The 21,555-nt window shown below is 38.9% G+C and carries 20 protein-coding genes; 4 read left to right on the plus strand and 16 right to left on the minus strand.

The features are described 5' to 3' along the window. Positions 1-288 precede the first annotated feature (288 nt). A complete protein-coding gene (locus RM049_RS39355; protein ID WP_416211953.1) occupies positions 289-450 on the plus strand; it encodes a hypothetical protein in 162 nt (53 codons plus the stop codon). Between the two features lie 293 nt (positions 451-743). Here the strand turns inward: RM049_RS39355 and cas5 are convergent, their stop codons facing one another. The 11 genes from cas5 to RM049_RS21190 form a co-directional block, all read right to left on the minus strand. Next, positions 744-1,370 carry a type I-MYXAN CRISPR-associated protein Cas5/Cmx5/DevS gene (gene cas5, locus RM049_RS21140; protein ID WP_322705558.1) on the minus strand — a complete coding sequence of 209 codons (627 nt, stop codon included), beginning with the start codon at positions 1,368-1,370 and terminating at the stop codon, positions 744-746. 1 nt (position 1,371) lies between these two features. Further along, positions 1,372-2,346 carry a DevR family CRISPR-associated autoregulator gene (locus RM049_RS21145; RefSeq protein ID WP_322705559.1) on the minus strand — a complete coding sequence of 325 codons (975 nt, stop codon included), beginning with the start codon at positions 2,344-2,346 and terminating at the stop codon, positions 1,372-1,374. A gap of 55 nt (positions 2,347-2,401) precedes the next feature. Beyond that, positions 2,402-3,892: a type I-MYXAN CRISPR-associated Cas8a1/Cmx1 gene (cas8a1, locus tag RM049_RS21150; RefSeq protein WP_322705560.1), complete on the minus strand. Its 1,491-nt coding sequence runs from the start codon at positions 3,890-3,892 to the stop codon at positions 2,402-2,404. A 103-nt stretch (positions 3,893-3,995) separates the two neighbouring features. Next, complete coding sequence (gene cas6, locus RM049_RS21155) at positions 3,996-4,703, minus strand: type I-MYXAN CRISPR-associated protein Cas6/Cmx6 (protein ID WP_322705561.1); 708 nt, start codon at positions 4,701-4,703, stop codon at positions 3,996-3,998. Positions 4,704-4,870: 167 nt separating this feature from the next. Next, positions 4,871-5,818 carry a TnsD family Tn7-like transposition protein gene (locus tag RM049_RS21160; RefSeq protein ID WP_322705562.1) on the minus strand — a complete coding sequence of 316 codons (948 nt, stop codon included), beginning with the start codon at positions 5,816-5,818 and terminating at the stop codon, positions 4,871-4,873. Between the two features lie 4 nt (positions 5,819-5,822). Further along, positions 5,823-7,490 carry an ATP-binding protein gene (locus RM049_RS21165; protein WP_322705563.1) on the minus strand — a complete coding sequence of 556 codons (1,668 nt, stop codon included), beginning with the start codon at positions 7,488-7,490 and terminating at the stop codon, positions 5,823-5,825. Beyond that, entirely contained in the window at positions 7,474-9,705 is a 2,232-nt protein-coding gene (locus RM049_RS21170; protein ID WP_322705564.1) for a DDE-type integrase/transposase/recombinase, read from the minus strand. Before RM049_RS21170 ends, RM049_RS21165 begins: the two co-directional genes overlap by 17 nt. Before the next feature lie 20 nt (positions 9,706-9,725). Further along, positions 9,726-10,370: a TnsA endonuclease C-terminal domain-containing protein gene (locus RM049_RS21175; protein WP_322684354.1), complete on the minus strand. Its 645-nt coding sequence runs from the start codon at positions 10,368-10,370 to the stop codon at positions 9,726-9,728. Positions 10,371-10,697: 327 nt separating this feature from the next. Beyond that, positions 10,698-12,569, minus strand: coding sequence for a glutamine--fructose-6-phosphate transaminase (isomerizing) (gene glmS / locus RM049_RS21180; protein WP_322705565.1), 1,872 nt, complete (start codon positions 12,567-12,569; stop codon positions 10,698-10,700). Positions 12,570-13,134: 565 nt separating this feature from the next. After that, positions 13,135-13,380, minus strand: a complete 246-nt coding sequence (gene psaC, locus RM049_RS21185) for a photosystem I iron-sulfur center protein PsaC (RefSeq protein WP_012411495.1) — start codon at positions 13,378-13,380, stop codon at positions 13,135-13,137. A 526-nt stretch (positions 13,381-13,906) separates the two neighbouring features. Then, entirely contained in the window at positions 13,907-14,143 is a 237-nt protein-coding gene (locus RM049_RS21190) for a hypothetical protein (RefSeq protein WP_322705566.1), read from the minus strand. Between the two features lie 209 nt (positions 14,144-14,352). Between RM049_RS21190 and RM049_RS21195 the strand changes: the two genes are divergently transcribed. Further along, positions 14,353-14,721, plus strand: coding sequence for a Dethiobiotin synthetase (locus RM049_RS21195; RefSeq protein WP_322672787.1), 369 nt, complete (start codon positions 14,353-14,355; stop codon positions 14,719-14,721). Positions 14,722-14,813: 92 nt separating this feature from the next. Here the strand turns inward: RM049_RS21195 and RM049_RS21200 are convergent, their stop codons facing one another. The 4 genes from RM049_RS21200 to RM049_RS21215 are packed head-to-tail and all read right to left on the minus strand — an operon-like array spanning position 14,814 to position 17,509. Next, entirely contained in the window at positions 14,814-15,425 is a 612-nt protein-coding gene (locus RM049_RS21200) for a hypothetical protein (RefSeq protein ID WP_322684356.1), read from the minus strand. After that, positions 15,403-15,609, minus strand: coding sequence for a hypothetical protein (locus tag RM049_RS21205; protein ID WP_322672789.1), 207 nt, complete (start codon positions 15,607-15,609; stop codon positions 15,403-15,405). The genes RM049_RS21200 and RM049_RS21205 overlap by 23 nt, the downstream gene beginning before the upstream one ends. 51 nt (positions 15,610-15,660) lie before the next feature. Continuing rightward, a complete protein-coding gene (locus RM049_RS21210) occupies positions 15,661-16,755 on the minus strand; it encodes an aromatic ring-hydroxylating dioxygenase subunit alpha (RefSeq protein WP_322705567.1) in 1,095 nt (364 codons plus the stop codon). A gap of 19 nt (positions 16,756-16,774) precedes the next feature. After that, entirely contained in the window at positions 16,775-17,509 is a 735-nt protein-coding gene (locus tag RM049_RS21215; RefSeq protein ID WP_322705568.1) for a DUF3865 domain-containing protein, read from the minus strand. Positions 17,510-18,185: 676 nt separating this feature from the next. Between RM049_RS21215 and RM049_RS21220 the strand changes: the two genes are divergently transcribed. Both RM049_RS21220 and RM049_RS21225 read left to right on the plus strand, forming a co-directional pair. Further along, positions 18,186-20,408 carry a sensor histidine kinase gene (locus RM049_RS21220; RefSeq protein WP_322705569.1) on the plus strand — a complete coding sequence of 741 codons (2,223 nt, stop codon included), beginning with the start codon at positions 18,186-18,188 and terminating at the stop codon, positions 20,406-20,408. Between the two features lie 226 nt (positions 20,409-20,634). Then, positions 20,635-20,961 carry an anti-sigma factor antagonist gene (locus RM049_RS21225; RefSeq protein WP_322684360.1) on the plus strand — a complete coding sequence of 109 codons (327 nt, stop codon included), beginning with the start codon at positions 20,635-20,637 and terminating at the stop codon, positions 20,959-20,961. 113 nt (positions 20,962-21,074) lie between these two features. Here RM049_RS21225 and RM049_RS21230 read toward each other — a convergent pair whose 3' ends face one another. Next, positions 21,075-21,395: a hypothetical protein gene (locus RM049_RS21230; RefSeq protein ID WP_322705570.1), complete on the minus strand. Its 321-nt coding sequence runs from the start codon at positions 21,393-21,395 to the stop codon at positions 21,075-21,077. Positions 21,396-21,555: the final 160 nt, after the last annotated feature.

Genomic DNA, 21,555 nt, shown 5'->3' on the forward strand with positions numbered 1-21,555 from the left:
TGTTGTTATATTCTCCCAGAATTTGTATATCTTCCAAAAGTGGATGCTCCCGTTCCGCTTACCCCATATCCCATTGTTCAACGTCTGACGACATCTAAATGTTAAAGAACTCAGTTTGGGCATTCCCCAGCACTCAAAGCTCCCGACTGCTCAACGTCTGACGACATCTAACTAATGTTAAAGAACGTGACGGCGGTGTTGATGACGGCATCAACACGTTTCTGCTCAACGTCTGACGACATCTAATGTTAAAGAACGTTTCGATAATCTGCTTGGCTCAACCAGAATATGACTGCTCAACGTCTGACGACATCTAATGTTAAAGAACGAAACAGCGTTCCTTCAACATTTATCTTTTTGACAACTGCTCAACGTCTGACGACATCTAATGTTAAAGAACAGATTTTTGGTATTTGTGTACGTAAAGAGCGCATACTGCTCAACGTCTGACGACATCTAATGTTAAAGAACAGCGATGGCTAAACATCTTAATCCATCAAGTCTTCTAGATAATCTTACAAGCACCTGTCATTAGGAGGCACTAAATTTGCAAAATTTAATGGGCTAGGCTAGCTTAACAACACCCAGAAGGCTTATTGTTGGAACTTTCTGAGGAATTGCAAGCATCCTTAATCATAATGAAAACGCTGAATTGCTGATTCAGTAGAGAATACCGACTTTTTATCTCTTTATGTCGGCTCAACAAGCAGGTATGCTTGTCAAAATCTAAATATCCTCATTTTTCAACTAGTTTGAATTGTAGTCCACGATAAATCCGGTGGTTGCCATATTTGGGACTCTTGAAGCTCATAACACTGCCAGCGTGTTCTCTTAGACCCAACATGGTCAACCCAGTAGGGTAAGGTTAGCGAACCATCTTCATCTGTAACTAACCACCACAAAGACTCACCATGATACTTCTCAGGTAAAAGGGTAACAGTATTGACTAGATCCCGACTTTCACCTAAACACAGTCCACCAAATCGATTAATAGAAGCTGGGTTCGCAAATGCCTGCTGCAAAAGTTCTGGTAAAGTAGGCTTTGCTTTGTCTGTTTTCACCCAAACTACAAACTCAACGTTCGTTAGTAACTCTTGGTAATCAGGTTTAGTATTCTTAGGGTCGTGGATATCTTTCGTTTTAAACCTGCGAAAAGTCCGAATTACAATAGATTTTTCTGGTTTGGACAAGAGCGCGATCGCTAATTGAGTTCCACAATGTTTATAACGATCTATCTCACCAATCAGAGAAAGCAACATCCCGTACACCGTAGAAGGTGGAGGTACTGGATACGTTTCAGCGTATTCTCTAGCACGGGATTGACGAAAGCAAGCAATAGGTACTTCAACTTTCAAAGCAATTGTCATCATGTTAATCGCTCCCCGATGACAACTGCAAATCTTCAGCAATGACCTGTTTTAATGCTTTGACCGCCGACTTCACTCCAGGAAACACATTTGCTCCCAAATCTTCTAAACCCTGAGAAATTAAGCCTCCAATCCATAATTCTTTGGGATCAATATCTCCTACCTCTACCTGTCGCACTAAGTTGGATACTGACATATTTCCCAGTTCGTCTTGCTCAAAGCAATATAGAAAACGAGGGGAAAAATCATGTGTCCACCGCAGTACAATACTTTCAGGGGAGAAATCATACAAAAAACGGGCATGATTTCCCGCCACTTCACCAATCGAAATCAAACCATCTAGAACAGCATGGATGCGAGATTTATCTTTGAGGCTATCGGGTGTTAATGCAAAACCATATTGATAACGAGTAGCATGAATCTCTGTGGCATAAAGAGAATTTCGTCCTTTTACTCCACTAACAGCATTAAAGGTAATGTTTCCCATAAAGGGTATCATTGATACTGCACGAGTAACTTCTAATACACCTCGTCTAGCAGTTATTTTTCCTTTAGGCTTTTGCTTTCCCTTACGTGGAGAAGTTTGCTTATCCTTACCTTTAGAACTTTTTTTGTTCTCATCTTGAGATGCTTCCTCGGCATCGCCTCCAGACTCATCTGACGCTTCCACTTTTGCTGCTTCAGCCTGCATAAATCCCAAAATATCATCATCAATAAAGCGAATATCATCAAAGTTGGGGTCTTGCAAAATATAATCTGCTACTGGTTGAGCGTTCTCATCCCAACGTCGATTCACCGGATAGCCAACATTTTGCCAGTAGTACCGTAATGCCCAACGAATCGCCTCAGATGAAACTGTAGTATGAACTTCACCTTTCCAATTCAATTTTTGTAAGGGAGTTATATTACCTTCATTTTCCCCACGATTATTAGCTGCGGTTCCATAGCTAGTCAAAATATTGCCGAATAAATGAAACATTTAAAATTGCCTATTAAATTCATGTTTTGTGTTTTATTAAGCAAAAAATGTGTAATTATTCACTATTAGAATCAGAGATTTCCAATATTTGTTTCTCAACCATATTGCTTTTTGGATAACTAGCAAGAGCAATAAAAGTTAAATCTCTGGCAACTTTCCAATCCATTATGCCAGAAGTTAATGGCAGTAATTCTTCCCAGTGTTTTTCTAAAATGGAAAGCTGACCTGCTCTTCCCCAGAACTCCGCAATAAATTTCCGAAAATTTTCAGCATTTGTACAACGTCCTAGTTGCGATAAAATACGTATATTCTCACGCTCAATTTGAGCATATTGACCTTCATTTGTTCGTCCATAAACTTTAGCGTATATTTTCTTCAATGCCTCATGACAAGCTTTAATAAAGAGTTTTTGACTTTCTAGATTCCATTCAGCGTTTTGAACCATTTTATAAACTCCATCAGTAGTAATAAATTTAAATAAACTTTTATTTTTAAAGATTGTATATAAATTAGCCCACCAAGGAAAGCCTTTTACTAAGTTATCGGCAATTGTTCCCGTAAACACATCGCTAATGATAATATTTTTATTTTTATATTTAATAATTTGGTACTTTGGAAAATAAATACGACTAAGCTTATAGATAAAATCTATTATTTCAGTTGCTTCTACCACTGCTATTTCTATGCGAGTTTTTTGCTGCTTTGACCAAACTACCGTTCCAAATAATATTACTTGGCATCGTTTGACTTGATTGGGTATAGCCAGTTCTATAATTGTTTCGCAAGTAAGGAATCTTAATGCAGCATCTCCTAAGCTAGATACATGGAAATCCTTGTAATCTAAGTTTCCCAAATTCCAGTATTCCTGGGCATAAATTTCTAAGTCAACCACTTCAGGTATAACTAAGGCATATTGTGTATGTTCCAGTTTCGTATGCGATCTCAAAATAAAATAGTGGCAAGCAACAAGAGCATATAAAAGAGCAAAAGCCAATTGTGGTTTCTCTTCAAACCTAGTTTCTTTTGTAAAAGCGACATGACGAACTACAGATCCTGGATATAGCCACCCTGCTACACCAATTGATTGTCCTAATAATTGACCTTGTTTATCACAGAGTTGTTTAGCAAAATGTTGATGAGCATAGGAAACTGCTTTCTTATACTCGACATCGATTTCTATACCATCAACTATTAATGACCAGGATTTACCGCCGTCAAATTTAAAAACCTGGTTATGTTGGAGAAACGTTCCTGTTATTCCCAAGTGAATATTAATTTGGGTTTCAATATTGATTAAATGCGTATTTAAGCCTGTCAGCGAAATTAAACCTTCTCCATTAATCTGAAAAGATTGCTTTAGCAGCCAGTCTAAAACTACGAAATCCTGCCCTTGCCATTCAAGGCTAATACTGCGAGGAGTCAGCAACCAAGTTAAATTACCAGGTCGTTCCGCAGGTATTGGGTATAGTTTTTCTAGTTGCTTGAGCGTCATCCACAGCCCTGCTATGCCAGCACGATGTATCCAAGTTATGCTTGGATCGCCCAAATTTAACTGAATTTTGGGGTTGACAACACTAGCTACTACGGACATCTTATTTATTTCTGGGAAATACTCTCAAACTTATATTGGGTAGTAGTTAAAAGCAGCTTTAACTTGCGTTTCTCTTTCTCTTCACAGGCACAAAAACGCCACAGCCCATCTTACGTTTTCCCCCAATGCCATATCTCAGCAATGTTAGCGAATCTTCATCGTTGAGATTAATGATTTCTAACCCAAAACCTACAATAGTAAAGCGTTTAATTTTGATACTTCTACGTTTTGGGCTACCATCAGTATTTTTGGTAATAAAGGCTTTCCCCTGGATACCCAGTTGTTCTAACTGACGCTGTGCTGCTGCTAAAAACGACTCTGGTTCTTGATAACCCTGGATAATCACTATACGCGATCGCAATCTCTCAGCTGGCTCAAGCAAATAAATTTCAGGAATCCCCAAGCGAATTGTATGCTTACCAATTTTCAGCGACTTCCCTGCTAACGGATAGATTAGACTGATTTTGTCCACAGGTAGGCGAATCTGAAGCCTGGAATTATCAGTCAGATAAACCTGACCATCCTCGCTGGGAATACCTGCAATAGTGTGAATACCCAATGTATTATCCATGTCGTGAACTTGGGATTGAAAATGAGCGATCGCAGAATACAACCCATAACCGTGATCCACAGGTATAGTCTGACCAATGATGCTAAAACGTAATTCAATCCAGGGTAACTTAGGCGTTAAAGTTTCTTTTGGGTAGGTTTGGGTTAAAGTTTCTGTTATGGGGGTTTGGGTAGGTAAGCTAAAATAGCTACTCATCTCTTTCACCATATCCTGTTGAACCAAACACACAAAATCTTAGGCTACTCATTCTTATTTCCTTAGAATACCCGATAGTTTTATATATAAGTTTTTATTAAGCGAAATTAACAATAATAATATTTTGTAATAAAAATGGTTTTAACTATAAAACTGCCAACTAATATCTACCTAAAAAAATTTTCTAGAGAGTTAGCTAGAAAATTTATAATTAGAATATGTATGATTCGGTCAATGACTGGGTTTATATCACAGGCTAGCAGGCAATTAGAAAAATATTTATCGGGATTTTTAATACAATTTTGATTAATAGTTTCAAAAAAGTCTTGTCCATAAAAGTTAAAGATAGATTTTGAAAAATCTTTCTCTTTAAATATAAATTTACTACCTGGAAAAAGTGTGATTAATTTTTTATTAACTAAATAATGCTTATATTGGCTGCGAAGCCAAGCTAAACCTTTAAAATCCATATTATTACTAATTAGCCACTCAACTTCCCTGGCTAACACTATTAAGTTTTGTAAAGTTCCTTCTGTATAATTTCTTGTGTTCGTATTGAGAATACAATTATCTGGACTTGCAGCATGATAGTGTGTGTTTCGCGTTTCGACAATAACTGAGCTATCATATAGAGCTGAATTATGAACAGAGCAAACCATTACACCAGGAATTTGGTGAAACCGATGCCAGTAACCTTCTCCAAATTTTTGCGTATCTTCTTCCATACATATAGGACAAAACTTGAGAAACTTTTTTGCTCTATCGGTAGAATTAAAAGCTACTTTAGCCATCTCTAAGATAGAGCCATTTAGTTTTTTCTTCATTGACTCTCTTACTACCCAAGCTTCCTGTGGAATTAGAAAAGCCGTATAAAAAGGGTATAAACTATGATTTTGAATTATATTTTCTACAGTCTGCTTTGAACGCAAGGGTAAGTTATTAACTAGATAATTTAAGTTACTAGGTAAAATAACTCTACATATTTGTTGAGAATAATATCCAAATAGCTCTATTTCTGTTTGCCTGAAACTTGTGTTACCACTCCTGATATGGTATCGAGCTAAACCACTATACAAAAGCTCATCAGGATAAAGTTGTGGAAAAAAACTGAGCATAAGCCTACTCAATATTGATAAAGTCTTGAAGTGGGTTTTTAATTATATCTGCTGCTTTTAAGTCTTGATAAGCAGGAATTTTTTTATTTTTGGCATTCTCGACAATTTGGCGAATATCATTACTCTGATATTTTGGCTTTGTTTTGCGTATGTTCGTCTTTGCAGTGCCTTTCTTAACTGGCTCGCCTTGCAAAGCATAAATATATGCTTCTTTTACTAACGAAGGAATATCTGCATTATCTTCATTAATTGCAAGAACTTTTTCAGCACACTCTTTAGCTACAGAAGGCTCTACATCTAACTTCACAAGTTCAACAATAATATGACGTAGCTTTACTGATTGATTTCCCCTGTTTTGCTGCTTACGTGCTAATCTACGAAATTCTTCTAAGTCCCTAGATTCAAGCTCAGACAAACACTTGTTTTTGTATTCTATAGCATCAATGGGAGCAATATCTTTGTATTTAATCATCCAATCCTGATCTCCTGACCTTATAGCATCCAGCATTGGTTTGACTAAATATAGTCCGTCTTTCGCTGATTGGTGAATTAAGTCAACAGTAATTTTCTCATCACCTCCGAGCGAAATTGCCCTCCATTGAATCATTTTATAGAGCTTGATAGCAATATCAATAATTCCTTGACACTCGTAGTAGAAAGCTTCGTTAATTTCATCAGAAAAATCAACAGGAGTTTTTGTCCACTGATACTCCCATATTCCCGTGAGGAAGAAATCCCAGTCATCATCTTGAAGCATTCTCTCCCAAATAACACTTCCTTGCCCTGTTCCTCTTCTAGCATTCCGAAAATTACCTTGTAAAATTGGAAAAGCCTCGTTTGTTCCCACTCGAATTACTGGAACTCCGATAGTGTTATCCATTTTGACTAAAAAATTTAATAAATCATCTCTATTCCTTCTTGCGTTCACCAAATTTTGCATTTCATCTATAACCAAAACTCCTAAGTGATGGGTATGAGCAATTTGGGCAACTTGAGCTAACATATAGTCTTCTGAATTACCTCTAGAACCAAATTTCTTGAAGTAGCTAGTTCCAAGAAGCCTGTCAACAGCAAGAAAAATATCCGTACATAAACCTTTCAAAGAGCGGGGACAATCAACTTTCAGCCAAACAATTTGGAAAGTAGTATATTCTGGATGAAGAATGACCTGCGGGTATAAAGACAAAATATTCAGCAGATTAGTTGACTTGCCCATTCCTGATGGGCCAATCAGTGTCAGCCCTGATGCAGAGGTAGGAACATAAACATAATTTTCCAATGTTTTACCGCCGCCATCTTTTATAGCATCATAGATTTGCCTTGACCTACGTGTATATTCTGGCTTCAAAATATTTCGAGCTATATAGCCTTGCATAATTAACACAGCAATTACCTTCTGTAGCTCGATTGTCTTATTCTGTGGATCAAAATATCTCGATAATCGTTCAATGCAATGAAATCTATACTGTGGCTCTAGCTCCGTCTCTACAGAATCATAATCAGGCACTTCTGTCACTTTTTCAACAAACTCATCTCTTGAAAGGATAGGAGGTAATGCCTGAACTAAGGGATTAATATTATATTCAGCTAACTTATGGTCACTATATTTAGCAATAGCAGCCCAATCACCATTTGGAATTTCAACCCATTCACACTCATTCTTTCCGTCCACGTTTACGCTCCAGTCGTTTCTGCTTAAGAATATCAAGATGATTAGGTCGCAACGATTTGGGTGGTTTTAAGCTTTCATTGTTCGTCTCTACAGCTTCTGTACTAGTTGGAGTTTCTGTTTTTGCTAGCTCAAATCCCTCATTTTCACGTCGTTTAGCCTTTTCAAAAGCCCTATTTTCTCTAATACCAGCAACTTTTTTGCTCTTACTTAATGGTTCATCCTGAGCCGCCTCTGTCATGTTTTCAGCTTTACTAACTATATGTTCTATATCTGCTATTAAATCAACTTTTTCTTGTAGTGTTTTACCTTGAGTTTTCTGCTGTTGTAATTCTTCGTAAGCAAGCATATACTCAATATCATAAAAGTTTTTGTTAATATATCTACCTTCTGGGTCAATAAGAAAACACTTTTCAAAATTTCTACCATCCTCTAATGGGAGGTAAATAAAATTAGGGTTCCTAATATCATAGGAAACTATTAACGATTTCTCTGATTTAGAGAGCATATTGCTTCTAGCTTTTTCAAACCATTGTTCCTTCTCTGCTTGAGCAAAGCTATAGTACATATCCTTGCCTCTGAGTTTAATGCCTTTAGCAGTGATGGTGGCTTTTTCAGTTGGCATTAGATTTAATTTGACAATATCTTCAGAAAAGCTTCTAAGTCTACCAGAGCGATTAGCGATACCCCACTTCCATAACTCTCTAGGGATAGGAGGTACATCATCAGCAATCATCGCTTCATCCCTCTCATATTCATTAAGAGGTTTATTATTGTGGAAAATAATTAAACGAATAATAATTTCAGCAAATTGGTCTATATCGAGTTTACTATCCAGTCGATAATCTCTTGCGCCTCTTTGTCTAAAATCTGTATCCACATAACCAGGTAAGAAAGGCTTTACATACTCATGAATTATACGAAAGTGCCTTTCGACTAAACCCTTCCAATCTGCTCGGTAGGAAGCTGCATTTTCGATACGAACATAAAGATTAGGGATTAATGGCTCTACAGCCATTCCTGCCAATTCTCCCCTGTCTCCTAGAATTGCATCTGGCATTTGATTACAAGACCATTGTTCTTCAGCAATATCAATGTTATATTCCTGACAAAGCATGACTTTATCTGCGGCTACATTAGTTAAAGCCATCATCGCTCCTATCCAAGACGGTCCCTCTAAACCGACATAAAAACCTGTTATCATTCGACTAAAAACATCAATAATTACGTATATAACTGGTCTACCAATTATCCAGTTACGATTGTATTTAGAAACTAAATATACATCTCCGACTGTAGCATCAATTTGATATCGAGAACCGGGGCCAATAGTTTCCATTTTAGAAGTTCCCAAAATAGCTCTATTTTCTAGAGCAAATTTCTTCGCTCCTATTCGAGATGTCAAAGTTTTTGTTACATCATATTGCTCAATTTGATACCAGTATTTGAATTGGGTAATTGTAGGTATTTTCTCAGTCGGAGTTAAAATAGATTTTCTAACACCATTCTCGTCATATCTGATTCCTTCTTTATAAAACTCCTTTACCATCGACTCGTAGGCAGTTGTAAAATAGTTTTCCTTTGGATTATTGTAAAATTTGCTAATAGCTATTCTAAAAATTCTCCTATCCTCTTCCGTGACATTGACCCCTTCACCAATTTCTGGGTCGTATGAATATTTTTTAGGTCTTCCTCTCTTTTTATTGGAATCTCCTCTAATTTTACCCTTACCTGATGAATTGATAAAATCAGGAATCAAAGCATTTTTTGTTTTTCCCCTTTGCCAAAATCGTCTCATGTATCCATAAACAGTTCTTTCTACTAATTTATCTTTTTCTCTTCCTTCGTTATAGCTTTTAATAACTTGCCTTACCAGAGAACCTCGAATATTCCTATAATATATTGAAGGTTCCTGGACAACTAAAGATGAAATTATTTCCCAAGCTTTATCTCTATACTCTTTATCTCTATATGTTAAATTTTCCTCACGAATTATTCTTGCCCAAGGGTCTTGTTTCTGCTTAAATGCAAGACCTTCAGACATAGCTTCTAAAATTTCAGATACTTTCTTCGGTTCTGGCAAACCTTTTTTAGAATTAACATCAAGAACAAAGGCAATAATATAACCTTCGTCGATCCAAATAATTCTTTCAATCAGTTGATTATTTCCATCTGATTCCCACTCGATAAGGTCATTGATAAATAAATTTTCATGCATCTTACTTACCAAGTAATTTTTCAAAATATAATTTTTTCGATAACTTTGCTGGAAGGACAAGCAGATATTTTAGTCTCCAACATATCTATAATGATTTTTTTTACGGCAATTAAATGCTTAAAAATATAAAGTGATGTACCAGACTTGATATTCATTTCTTTATCTAGAGCAGTAGTTACTCTATTTATTGCTGTATCATGTTCCTGAAGCCTGCATTTTAAAATAGTTGCTAGCTCATGTAATTGAGCAATATCCATCTCAGAATTTGCTTCTAATTTATAGGCAGAATGAATCCACTCAACATTTTCCGCTAATAGCCTTGGAATTTCATTTTCTGTAACAATTCCCCAGTCTATGCTTTTTGCTAAGTAGTACCGCCTCTCTAATTCCAATTTTTCAATTACTCGCTTTTTCTCTAGCTCTGTTGATTGCTTAACTGTTCGGGCAATCTGAACCTGCTTTCCATTCTGATTTACTGTAAGCATGAAATCAGTTGTTAAGACATAAGGAGTACCACTTTGTAGGTCTACAGGATACTTTATACCCATCTCCGTAGCAATACTCATCGCTAGGTCAAGGTCGTCTAGAGGGAATTGCTCTCTTGTATCTGTGACGACATCTGACCACTCAAATAAATAAAATAATCGTTTTTCTTGGTCTGACAAGAAATGATGTACTCGGTTGCTTTTCCAGCCAGGAGTCCTAGACGAGCGACCTTTCGAGGGAAAATCTTGGATTGTAATCCAGGGCTTATAGTCTTTACCACTCCCCCGCCCACGACCTTCTTTTCTATAGCGCTCAAATTTGGCTTGTGTCCATTCTCCTCTGCCTCTAACCATAAAAATAACCCCTGAGAGCGATCGCATATCTTCTTAATACAAGCGTACTCTGTAAAGGGTTATTGTTTAACCGAATTATTAATTGTTTAGCCGAATTATTAATTGTTCAACCGAATTATTCCTCCACACATGGATAAAATTTTGTAAAAAATATTACTCTACGGTAACACTTTTAGCCAGGTTTCTTGGCTGGTCAACATCTAAACCGCGACGGGCAGCAATGTGATAAGCCAATAGTTGCAAAGGTACAACTGTAAGGAGGGGAGAAAGTAATTCTTCCACATAAGAAACAGGGAGTAAATCGTTAAAAATTTCCCCAGCTTCGCCATCGTTGATGGGAGTCACGCCAATTAAGCGAGAATCTCTGGCTTTGGCTTCTTGGGCATTAGAAATAACTTTTTCATAAACACTCCCAGGGATTGCGATCGCAACTACTGGTACTTTCGCATCTAAAAGTGCGATCGGGCCATGTTTCATCTCTCCAGCCGGATACCCTTCAGCATGAATATAACTGATTTCTTTTAATTTCAATGCCCCTTCCAAAGCAATGGGAAAGTTAATTCCTCTACCCACAAAAATGAAATCTTGAGTTTCAGCAAATTCATGGGCTAGCTGTTCAGTTAAACTTTCCTGATTTGCCAAAGTCGCTTCAATTTCTTTGGGAATCTGTCGCAACCCATTAATAATTTGATCTAGTGTATCTTTTGAAACTGTCTGACGACGAGCTGCTAAATCCAATGCCAAAGCATAAAACGCCATCAGTTGAGCAGTAAAAGTTTTTGTCGCCGCCACCCCAATTTCAATTCCCGCTAGGGTACTGATGACATGAGGTACTAGATGACCAAGGCTGCTTTCAGGACGATTGGTAATGCCCAGTAGTCGCGCTTGATATTTGGGTTCTTTCCCTTGGCGACGTTCTTTTTCCATCGTCAAAGCTGCTAGGGTATCGGCTGTTTCACCTGATTGGGTAACGCCAACGATCAAGGTGTTAGCCGTCACGGGTGATGGTGCATAGCGATACTCAGAAGCGTAATGCACCTGAGTTGAAATTCCTGCTAATTGTTCAATTAAATATTTTCCAATTAATGCTGCGTGCCAACTGGTACCACAGGCGACGATCTGAATTTGTTCTAAATCGGTATATAAATCTTCAGGTAAACCAAGATTGATTGGCGATTCGGTAGATTCGGCTGGATTAAAGTATGCGTCTAAACTCGCTCTTACTACTCCTGGTTGCTCATGAATTTCTTTGAGCATGAAATGTTTGAATCCCTGCTTTTCTACCATTGCCGGATTGAAGTTGAGCAGCCGGGGTTGTTTTTTCAACCTGTCGCCAGCAAAATTGTAAATCTCAACGCCCAAAGGTGTGAGGCGGGCAATTTCGCCATTTTCCAGAGGTAGTACTGCACGGGTGTAAGAAACGATCGCAGGTGTGTCAGAGGCACAAAATAACTCCCCTTGACCAAAACCAATTACTAAAGGTGCTTGTTGGCGAACAACAATCAATTCATCGGGGAAATCAGCAGAAATAACTGCAAGTGCAAACGCCCCGCGCAAATGGTTAACGGCTTGGCGAACTGCGTCGATGAAGGGAGATGAAGGGGGAAGATTCTTTAAAAGCTCGGCTATTAGATGGGGAATGACTTCGGTATCAGTTTCAGAACGAAATTCGTGTCCTTTTGCTTTGAGTTCCTCGCGTAACTCGCGGTAGTTTTCGATAATGCCATTTTGCACCACTGCCACTCGCTTTGCTGTATCCAAATGGGGATGGGCATTATACTCTTCTGGTTTGCCATGAGTTGCCCAGCGTGTATGACCAATACCAATTTGGGCAGGGGTTTCTATTTGTTCCAGTTTAGAACGCAGGTTATGGAGTTTACCCTTTGCCCGCACACAATTTACCTCACCTTCCCAAACAGTGGCGATTCCAGCCGAATCGTAGCCCCTGTACTCTAGTTTCTCCAGTCCAGCTAGTAAAATGTCTGTCGCTGCTTGAGTGCCTATATATCCAACAATTCCGCACATTCTTCACGCCACTTTTTTTCAGGATGATTAAATCCAGTATAGTAGGTAGCATAAAGTGGACGTTTTGCAAAGAAAAAGGGAGTGATTTACTCCCCTACCACTAGTAGTTCGCCTTGGCAACGCAAGCGGGGAAAAGGGTAAGGGGGAAGGTGGGGTCCCCTCTGGGGATAAGGGGCAAGGGAAAAGGTTTTTTATCCCTTACCATGAGTCCCTTTAACCTTTACCCAACCTCCACCTAACATTTTTAGGTTGGCAGACTACTAGGTATTGTTATGGATTTTAGGTTTTTTTACAGCGGATTCGCCGTCAGCTTTTGACCTGACGGTACAAATACAACTTCTAGGATTTAGATACCCAGAGATTATATCCCCAATCTAAAATTGCGATTTCGTAAGGCGGGCAGTGTCCACTCTACGATCGTAAAGGTGCTTGCTATTGAGACAATTAAAAGTCTTGAGTGCTGAGTTCCGAGTTCTGGGTTCCGAGTGAAGAATCAAGAAATTGTGTTTCTGATTTACTTCTTTTTGTCTCAGCACTCAGCACTGGGCACTCAGCACTCAGCTTTTTAGTAAGCTAGACCCATACTGCGAGTTGTTTCAGCGCCCAGGTAAACCCGGATGCTCAAAAAGTCGGTGGGACAAGCAGTTTCGCAGCGCTTACAGCCCACGCAGTCTTCTGTACGGGGTGAAGAGGCAATTTGAGCAGCTTTACAGCCATCCCAAGGAACCATCTCAAGTACATCAGTAGGGCAAGCGCGGACGCATTGGGTGCAGCCAATGCAGGTATCGTAGATTTTTACGGTATGAGACATTGAAAAAACGGCTCCTTTCGAGTGTTCTTTTCTGCGAAAGAATCATAATCAACGCATAGTCTACCGCAGTGGTTGATAGGCCGTAATCAAAAGGCTACATAACTTTAAACAATGTAATAAGCACCGTTAAAATTTGCTTTTGCGAGATTATCCCTATTGACTGATAATCAGCAACATTATCAGAGCGTATTTCCCACAGTTACATACCATAATAGGGTTTAATCGTAAAGACAAATGAAACAAAATTAAAATTAAATAGGGACATCTCCATAATTTTAACTATGGGGATTTTGGTTAATAATTTGATTTTGCAATCGCCACATCTCCGTGTAAACGAAAACAGGTTGGCAATCTAGATTACGCAAAAACTTGTTTTCATTACTGAATAAAACTGCTGAGTGCGATGTAAATGATTAATTTCGAGACTGGGATCGCACTCAGCAATTTTTTTGCGATCGCTCACTAATAACTTGTATATTTAATTTTTTAGGCCTGGCAATTTCATAATATTTTTTCCTACATATCATTAGAGGATTTCAGAAATTGCAAACTCATCATTTATAGTAGCAATTTGTGTTTGAATATTTGGCAGGGTAGCGGTTAATTGCAGTTGTTCATCTAGATTTTTAGCATCATTAAAATTATCTTTTACATATTCCCTTTCTCGGATTTGTCGAACAATACTTTCTAACAACCAAAGTTGTTCTTCTACAGACAAGGCAAGGATAGAGCGCTCAATTTCTAGTAAATTCGATGAGATCATTTTACTTTTGATTCCTAGTCAGATGTATTTTTCAAAGATATTATATTCAGTCTATCTGGTTAACCTAGAGCATGGCCAATTCCTCATCATTTTCCCCACGCCTATCATTTCACAAATCATCGGAGATTGCTATAAATAACTAGAAAGCCGTTTTATTACTTTTTAATTAAGTATTACTGCTGAAGCAAAATGTACGCTAAACTGACTACATGAATTACGAAACAGCTAGGAAACTCCTCATAGATCAGACAATCACAACCGAGGAAAACCCAGATGCGCTGTTAACGCGTATGAAACAGGGCAAACCGCCGGTACCCGGTCAGATCACTTCGATTTTGTTGGCATTGAAAGTGGTGTTTGAAGCCCTCAAAGATGCAAAGAACGTAGACCGAGAACTGGCTTTAGCCCTTTATCAGTTAAGCATTAAGGCGCAACAACTATTTGGTGCAGGGCGTAAAGCCGGGGTTGATTGGCCACCACTACTCAAAGAAGATTTACTACGAATTTCCTTAGCAGCTGAAAGTATCTTTTCGGGTATATGGCAAACCTTAGCGACTATGGAGTTGGGGAAGAGATGAGGGAGAAATCAATTCAAAATTCAAAATTCAAAATTCAAAATTAAAGAACTTCTGCCTGCTACCTCCTGCCTCCTGCCTCCTCTTGTCGCCCACTAACGAATTTGCAGTTCATTTTCTAACTTGCCTAAATCAGTTTTGAGCAAAACGGTCATTTGACCGGTAAAAGCTTTGCCATTCTTGGGTTGGGCAACTTCCACCCAATATACATAGCGATCGCCTACTCGTAATTCTCCCTTTAAGGCTTCCCGAATCGGAGTTTTAGCCAGACGTGCGGAATTAACTACCTTCTGGTTGGGATATTGATACACAACTTGGGCGCGATCGTAATCTTGATAAATCTCCAAGCCATAAATCACCCGCAAGGATTCTTGGAGACGCGCAAATGTCATGCCGTTAATAGCATCATACATAGTAATGCGCTCAGTCCGAATTGTGCCCCGGTCTTTGGAAAACTCCACCCTACCAGGAGGCAATACCGACGCTTGAAAAGTGAATCGTTGGGCAGCAGTATCAGTCTTTTGCACAAATAATTGCTCCCCTCTCCTGGGGCGGAGTGTCGGATGTGCTTTAATCCAAGTGCCTACCTCTTCTGTACTTTGTCCTGGTAAAGCATTGGCTTGGGAATCAAAAAGCGTTCCCACACAGAGCCAGGGCACTAGAGAAAAAGGCAAAATTAAACAGTTAAGTAGAGATTTTTTGAGCATTTTGCTGTTCAGGATTTTTATAGAAATTTCCCCATTTGGGATTAACCATAGTCTTCCCGTTTTTCAGCAAAATTACTTCAATGGATTGTAGCGATCGCGCATCTAAGCCTTTATGGATCGCCGTAGGGGCTAAGATTGTACGGACAAGAAGATAAATTTTGGGACTGGGAGATTCAGAACTCATTATATTGGGTATTGGATTCTGCCTTTAAAGAAGATGACTATTGATGACAAATTAGTACTTCGACAAAACTTGATGGAAGTGAGAAATTCCATATTCAATATCTGCAAACTGAAGTACACCATAAGCTTTAGAATGAACGCTTGCTTGTAGCGATCGCACCACCCCAAAGTCTTCATTTAACACCCGCTCAAATTCCGGTCTAAATTCATCCTGCTTATAAGGAAATGCTTCAATCTGTGCTTTTGTTTGATAAATGAAAACCTCAAACTTAGTTCTTGTGGGAGATAAAGGAGTCAGCCGAAAAACTGAAACTTTGTCTCTTGCAGTATTCACCATCATATTAGGAAAGATGAAGCCCTGATACGATTGTCCACTTGGTTCTCCTGAAAAAGCGGGGTGATCTTTGACAAATTCATCATCTGTAAAAGGAACAAATATCTGATAGTGTCGCCCAGTTGAAGTGTAAATAATATTCTTCGGATCGAAACACTTTAAGCTTTGGGCATGAACAACTGACAAGTGATAACACTCTAGATAATTTTCAATGGGAAATTTCCAATTGGCTGGCTCTTCATAAAACCAACGATCGACCTGCTGAAGTTCCTGCCAAGAGTGCTGATATTGCTCTAAATAGGCTGAGAATCCGGCTAAATAACTGACTAACGATTCGCCTTCTGCTTCTGAGCAAATAAAGATAAAGCCGCCCCATGTCTCTACTCGTCCCTTAGCTAGATAGACAGCCGACTTATCTAAATTGGGAAAACACTCAGCGCGAGGTAAACCTTTAAGATTGCCTTCATAATTGAAGTTCCAACCATGATACGGACAACGCACCCGTTGACAATGACCCTGCCCTTGTAACATCAGCGCTCCGCGATGCGGACAAACATTGTGCATTGCTTGCAATTCACCATTATTATCTCGAATCACGAACATGGGCTGATCGCCAACTTGGCAAGTGAGATAATCCCCAGGATTAGGTAGATCGGATTCACGTCCTACAAACTGCCAGGTGTTACGCCAGATAGTTTGCTGCTCGTAAGCAAAAATTTGCTCGCTAAAGTAGTAATCACCAGGTAGTCCAAATTTTGGTTTATTACTATTAGGAGTTTCATCTACAAATGATGAATGCGTGAAGATATTCATAGTGTTAAGTTCTATTTAATCAGTGGTGTTGAGCGATCGCTGTAGTCAGAACAACCCCAGATGAGATTGCCTCTTGTGCTAATTCCTGCCACCAAGCTTCCATCGCATCGATCGTTGCCCGAAACCCTGCTGCAAACTCTCCAAATTGTTCGGGTTGGATATATGCTGCCAGAGATGTTCTCAAGCCCGCTTCATGTTCAATTTCCCACTCATCTAAATGTTTGCTAAAGAAATATTGCAAATCTTTGGGCATTGCTCCTTCCAGCAACCACTCTACAAGTTGCACGATCAGAGTTAATTCTGGAATTGAGGTTGCCTCGATCGCATAGGTTGCTCCCAGCACATTAGGTAGTTGTTGCTCAAATATCGATTGCACAGTTCTTAACAATTTGGATGTTGCGATCGATGGCGTTGCGTTCTTCACAGGAACATTCAGTCCTTGTTCTAACCCTTCAGCTAAAAGCGTGTAATGAGAAATTCCTTGTGTACTTTTACCCATCTCTTCAGCAATGTTTTCTTTGAGTTCTTGGGCTACAATGTCCCATTCTGCTACCAGCGCTTTCTGTCTTGCTAATTCTGTGAAACCCACCAACTCCTTTGGAAAAATCGAATATTGCTGCATGATATAAGCAATCTGAGCAAAGCTTGCTTGACTCAGCATTTGTGCAACAGGATTTTTTGTAATACTAAATGCCAGGTAATCCTGAGCGAGCAGTTGATTTAGCTGCTGAGTTAGGCAATCGAATGTGTTCACAATTTTAGTCCTTTCAAGAGTTGAAGTAGTGTCGGTCGATTTGTCTCAAAAGTTGGTGTGAATATAAAAAAGGTGATACTAGCGGCAATATCAAAACCAAGCAAAATTGATACGTAAAATTAATACGCATTTCACTAGCCCGATCGCCAAGTATTTCTGAATACAGCTAAGACAAAATTGATACTCAGTTAGCTTGGTTGATTACCAAAGATTTCTGAATACCGATATCAGGTCTGAAATTGCAAACAGTTAATTTATGAAGTTTTTGGCATTCTTGATTGCCAGATTTGGTTTTTGGAATTCAAAAACCTTGAATTTTTATTTCTACAAATATTAAATCATTATAAACATTAATACTTCATTAAGATTATTTAAGTAATGTTTAGCTACTGAAACATTTTTCAAATGGCATTATTAAAGTAAACTTAATTACTAAGTATTGATATTTAGTAAATCACATTAAATATCCCAAATAGCAGGACAAAGATGTATTTATCTTGTTCACAGAAGCAAGGAATGAGCTTGATTGAGGATAAAGTTCGGGAAGATGAAGCACAAATTATCTTAAAAATAGTATAAATACAACTAAGTGATTTTTCTGGTATTTGATAGTATGAAGTTTGTGATGGGTAATCTAGGTTAAGCCAAGACTTGAGCGAACCAAGATTTACCACTTATGAAGATACATCCGTCTAGCAAAGTCCGTGCATTTTCATTACACCTTGTTCTGATCGTTCCTTTCGTATTGCAAGTTTTTGGCATCGTGGGACTGGTTGGATATGTGTCATTTAAAAATGGCGAGAAAGCGGTGAACGATCTGGCGGATCAGTTGATGGAACGAACTAGTGGTGAAGTAAATCAACATTTGGATGCTTACCTGTCGATTCCCCATAAAGTTATCCAGTTAAATGCGGATGCAATTAATATGGGATTGCTGGATGTGCGCGATCGCCTCAAGGTTGGTAAGTATTTCTGGCACGAAATGCAAGCCTATGACCTAACCTTTATCAGCTTGAACCTAGCAACTGGAGAAGGAACTGGAGCCGGCCGCTACGATGGCAAAACAGTGACAATCGATGATAACGCCATCAAAACTCCAAGTCTGCCGAAAAATACGAAAACTTACTTAACAGATAATCATGGCAACCCAACCAAAGTGATGACAACCAGTACTTGGGATACCGTCAATGAACTTGCCTATACTGAACCTGTGAAAGCCGGAAAACCTATCTGGGTTCGCATTTATACTTATTACGATCCTGCTTATCCCCCCTATATTGTGGCATCGGCAGGTCGTCCGATTTATGATGCCAGCAAAAAACTGATTGGTGTTGTCGGGGCTGAAATTCACCTGTTGAAACTCAGTGAATTTTTACAAAAATTAAATGTCAGCCACTTTGGACAAGTTTTTATTATGGAGCGTGATGGTATGTTGGTTGCCAATTCTGCTCAAGAAAAGCCTTTTACTGTAGTCAATAACCAAATTAAACGCCTGAAAGCGATCGACAGCCCCAATCCGGCGGTACAAAACATTGCCAAGCAGCTTCAGCAACGCATTCCAAATTTCCAGTCGATTACCAATACCCAAAAACTGAAAGTTAATGTTCAAGGGGAAAATTTCTATGTGCATATTGTACCTTGGCGAGACCAACATGGTTTGGACTGGTTAGTGGTAGTTGGTATTCCGGAAAAAACTTACATGGCGCAAATCCATGCCAACACCCAAATTAGTATCCTGCTGTGTTTTGGGGCGCTGATAGTAGCAACAACGATTGGCATATTTACCTCGCGTTGGATTGCCCATCCTATCTTGCGCTTGAATCAGACTACCCAGGCAATAGCATTTGGTGATTTACAACAGACACTCGAAGAAGGGAATATCAATGAACTCAACACTCTTGCTCACTCTTTTAATCACATGGCAGGACAATTGCGCGAATCCTTTGTGGCTTTAGAAAATAGTAATGCAGAACTAGAAGCGCGAGTCGAACAACGGACTGTTGAACTGAAAACAGCCTTGAGTGAATTGCAACGTACCCAAGCACAAGTAGTTCAAAGTGAAAAAATGTCTAGTCTGGGTCAACTGGTAGCAGGTATTGCCCATGAAATCAATAACCCAGTCAACTTTATTCACGGCAATCTTACTTACTTGGATGAATATACTGAAAACTTGTTACAGATGATTTATCTCTACCAAGAACGCCATTCTAGTCACGATCCAGAAATTCAAGCATTAGCAGAGAAAATCGATCTAGAATTTCTTGTGGAAGATTTACAAAAGATGCTGTCTTCGATGAAAATGGGGACTGAAAGAATTCGTAATATTGTGCTATCGCTGCGAAATTTTTCGCGTATGGATGAAGCGGAATTTAAGACAGTTGATATTCATGAAGGTATCGAAAGTACACTCTTGATTCTGCAACATCGCCTTAAAGATAAACCAGACCGTTCAGCAATTGAAGTTATTAAAGATTATGGCAACTTGCCGCAAGTAGAATGCTATCCTGGTCAACTCAATCAAGTATTGATGAATATTTTGGTAAATGCAATCGATGCCCTTGATGAAGCAGACATCAAGCGTACCTCTCAACAGATACAAGAAAATCCCAGTCAAATTACTATCCGCACTTCAGTGGTTGATTCACAATCAATAGAAATTGCGATCGCTGATAATGCACAAGGAATGCCAGAATCGGTTCAAAACCGGATCTTCGATCCATTTTTTACTACCAAACCCGTAGGCAAAGGAACAGGTATGGGTATGGCAATCAGCTACCAAATCATTACGGAAAAGCATGGTGGGAAATTGCTATGTTTTTCTAGCCTTGGGCAAGGCACTAATTTCATAATTCAAGTGCCTATCCGCCAACAAGCTCCTGAAGGCGTCGTCAAAGTATAGACTGTTAATATCTCCCTGCCCCTCTGCCTACAAAGCGATGGGATTTTTTTTGAGTTGGAAGTCCCTTACGCGTAAACATAGCCCAAAGTAGGCATCACCTGTTCAAAGATTATGTTTACAACGCCAATTTTCAGCAATATTTAAGTATAATTGCTTGTTGATAAATTATCTCCGACATTAAAATCTTACGAATAGATTCAAATAAATAAGCATAGAGGAAAAAGTTATGGCTTTGAGCGTCACACTAGAGATCGGCAATGATGTTGCTAAAATCACTTTGTCTGGAGAATTAGATGCAATGACTGCACCCATTTTCAAGACAGAGGTAGAGAAAGCAGCAGTTGAGCATCCAAAACACCTCGTGTTGTTGATGCAAGACTTAGAATATATGGCCAGTGCGGGTCTGCGGGTACTCATTTTTGCTAAACAAACAATAGATGCTAATGCAAATATTTACATAGTTGCTCCGCAAGAAATGGTCTTGGATACACTCAAAAAAACTGGACTTGACCAAAGCCTACTTATAGTTGATGAATATGATGCTGCTTCCTGAGAAACTCAACTAGTTACTACCAAAAAAACAAATTTACGCTGGCAAAAACTCTAATCTGCACAAGCATCAACTAGGTAGGCAATAGCATCGTCTGCAAGTGCCGCGATCGTTTCCTAACTGAGTGAAGGCTCAGAAAATATAAAATTCAAAAACATGTTTTTCTGAAACCTTAATGCCTCAACCATAAAAACACCTGGAAACACCGATGCTGAAGCTACAGCATTAATTTCTTCGAGTTGAAATACCCCATAGCGATCGGAAATGTTAACTAAACCAAGCTTAGTGACTCCAACACTTGCCAGTACTTGATTTAAGAGCATCCCCTTCGTTGCCACTGCCAGTCCAAACGCTAGTATCATACTAAATAGATCGTTGCGCTGGATATTCGTAGCGATTTGTTGTTTCACATCGCGTGCTAAATCCCAAAAGGACATACTTGGTTTTAAGGTATGAAATGTAACAGTAAATGAAGCTAATGACCCCATCTGCTCATCACTAATTATTGGTTACGTTAATTAAGAGACAATTTATAAAGTAAATTTTTAAACTACAAGACAACGCAGTATGTATTCGTCGTGAGAAGTTAAGGTCAAG

Origin of the sequence: Nostoc sp. DedQUE04 (genome assembly GCF_034530995.1) — a bacterium.
Classification (GTDB): Bacteria; Cyanobacteriota; Cyanobacteriia; order Cyanobacteriales; family Nostocaceae; genus Nostoc.

Coding starts and splice junctions, on each gene's coding strand:
- RM049_RS39355 (WP_416211953.1), top strand. CDS start 289: ATGACTGCTCAACGTCTGACGACATCTAATGTTAAAGAACGAAACAGC.
- cas5 (WP_322705558.1), bottom strand. CDS start 1,370: ATGATGACAATTGCTTTGAAAGTTGAAGTACCTATTGCTTGCTTTCGT.
- RM049_RS21145 (WP_322705559.1), bottom strand. CDS start 2,346: ATGTTTCATTTATTCGGCAATATTTTGACTAGCTATGGAACCGCAGCT.
- cas6 (WP_322705561.1), bottom strand. CDS start 4,703: ATGAGTAGCTATTTTAGCTTACCTACCCAAACCCCCATAACAGAAACT.
- RM049_RS21160 (WP_322705562.1), bottom strand. CDS start 5,818: ATGCTCAGTTTTTTTCCACAACTTTATCCTGATGAGCTTTTGTATAGT.
- RM049_RS21170 (WP_322705564.1), bottom strand. CDS start 9,705: ATGCATGAAAATTTATTTATCAATGACCTTATCGAGTGGGAATCAGAT.
- glmS (WP_322705565.1), bottom strand. CDS start 12,569: ATGTGCGGAATTGTTGGATATATAGGCACTCAAGCAGCGACAGACATT.
- psaC (WP_012411495.1), bottom strand. CDS start 13,380: ATGTCTCATACCGTAAAAATCTACGATACCTGCATTGGCTGCACCCAA.
- RM049_RS21190 (WP_322705566.1), bottom strand. CDS start 14,143: ATGATCTCATCGAATTTACTAGAAATTGAGCGCTCTATCCTTGCCTTG.
- RM049_RS21195 (WP_322672787.1), top strand. CDS start 14,353: ATGAATTACGAAACAGCTAGGAAACTCCTCATAGATCAGACAATCACA.
- RM049_RS21200 (WP_322684356.1), bottom strand. CDS start 15,425: ATGCTCAAAAAATCTCTACTTAACTGTTTAATTTTGCCTTTTTCTCTA.
- RM049_RS21205 (WP_322672789.1), bottom strand. CDS start 15,609: ATGAGTTCTGAATCTCCCAGTCCCAAAATTTATCTTCTTGTCCGTACA.
- RM049_RS21210 (WP_322705567.1), bottom strand. CDS start 16,755: ATGAATATCTTCACGCATTCATCATTTGTAGATGAAACTCCTAATAGT.
- RM049_RS21220 (WP_322705569.1), top strand. CDS start 18,186: ATGAAGATACATCCGTCTAGCAAAGTCCGTGCATTTTCATTACACCTT.
- RM049_RS21225 (WP_322684360.1), top strand. CDS start 20,635: ATGGCTTTGAGCGTCACACTAGAGATCGGCAATGATGTTGCTAAAATC.
- RM049_RS21230 (WP_322705570.1), bottom strand. CDS start 21,395: ATGTCCTTTTGGGATTTAGCACGCGATGTGAAACAACAAATCGCTACG.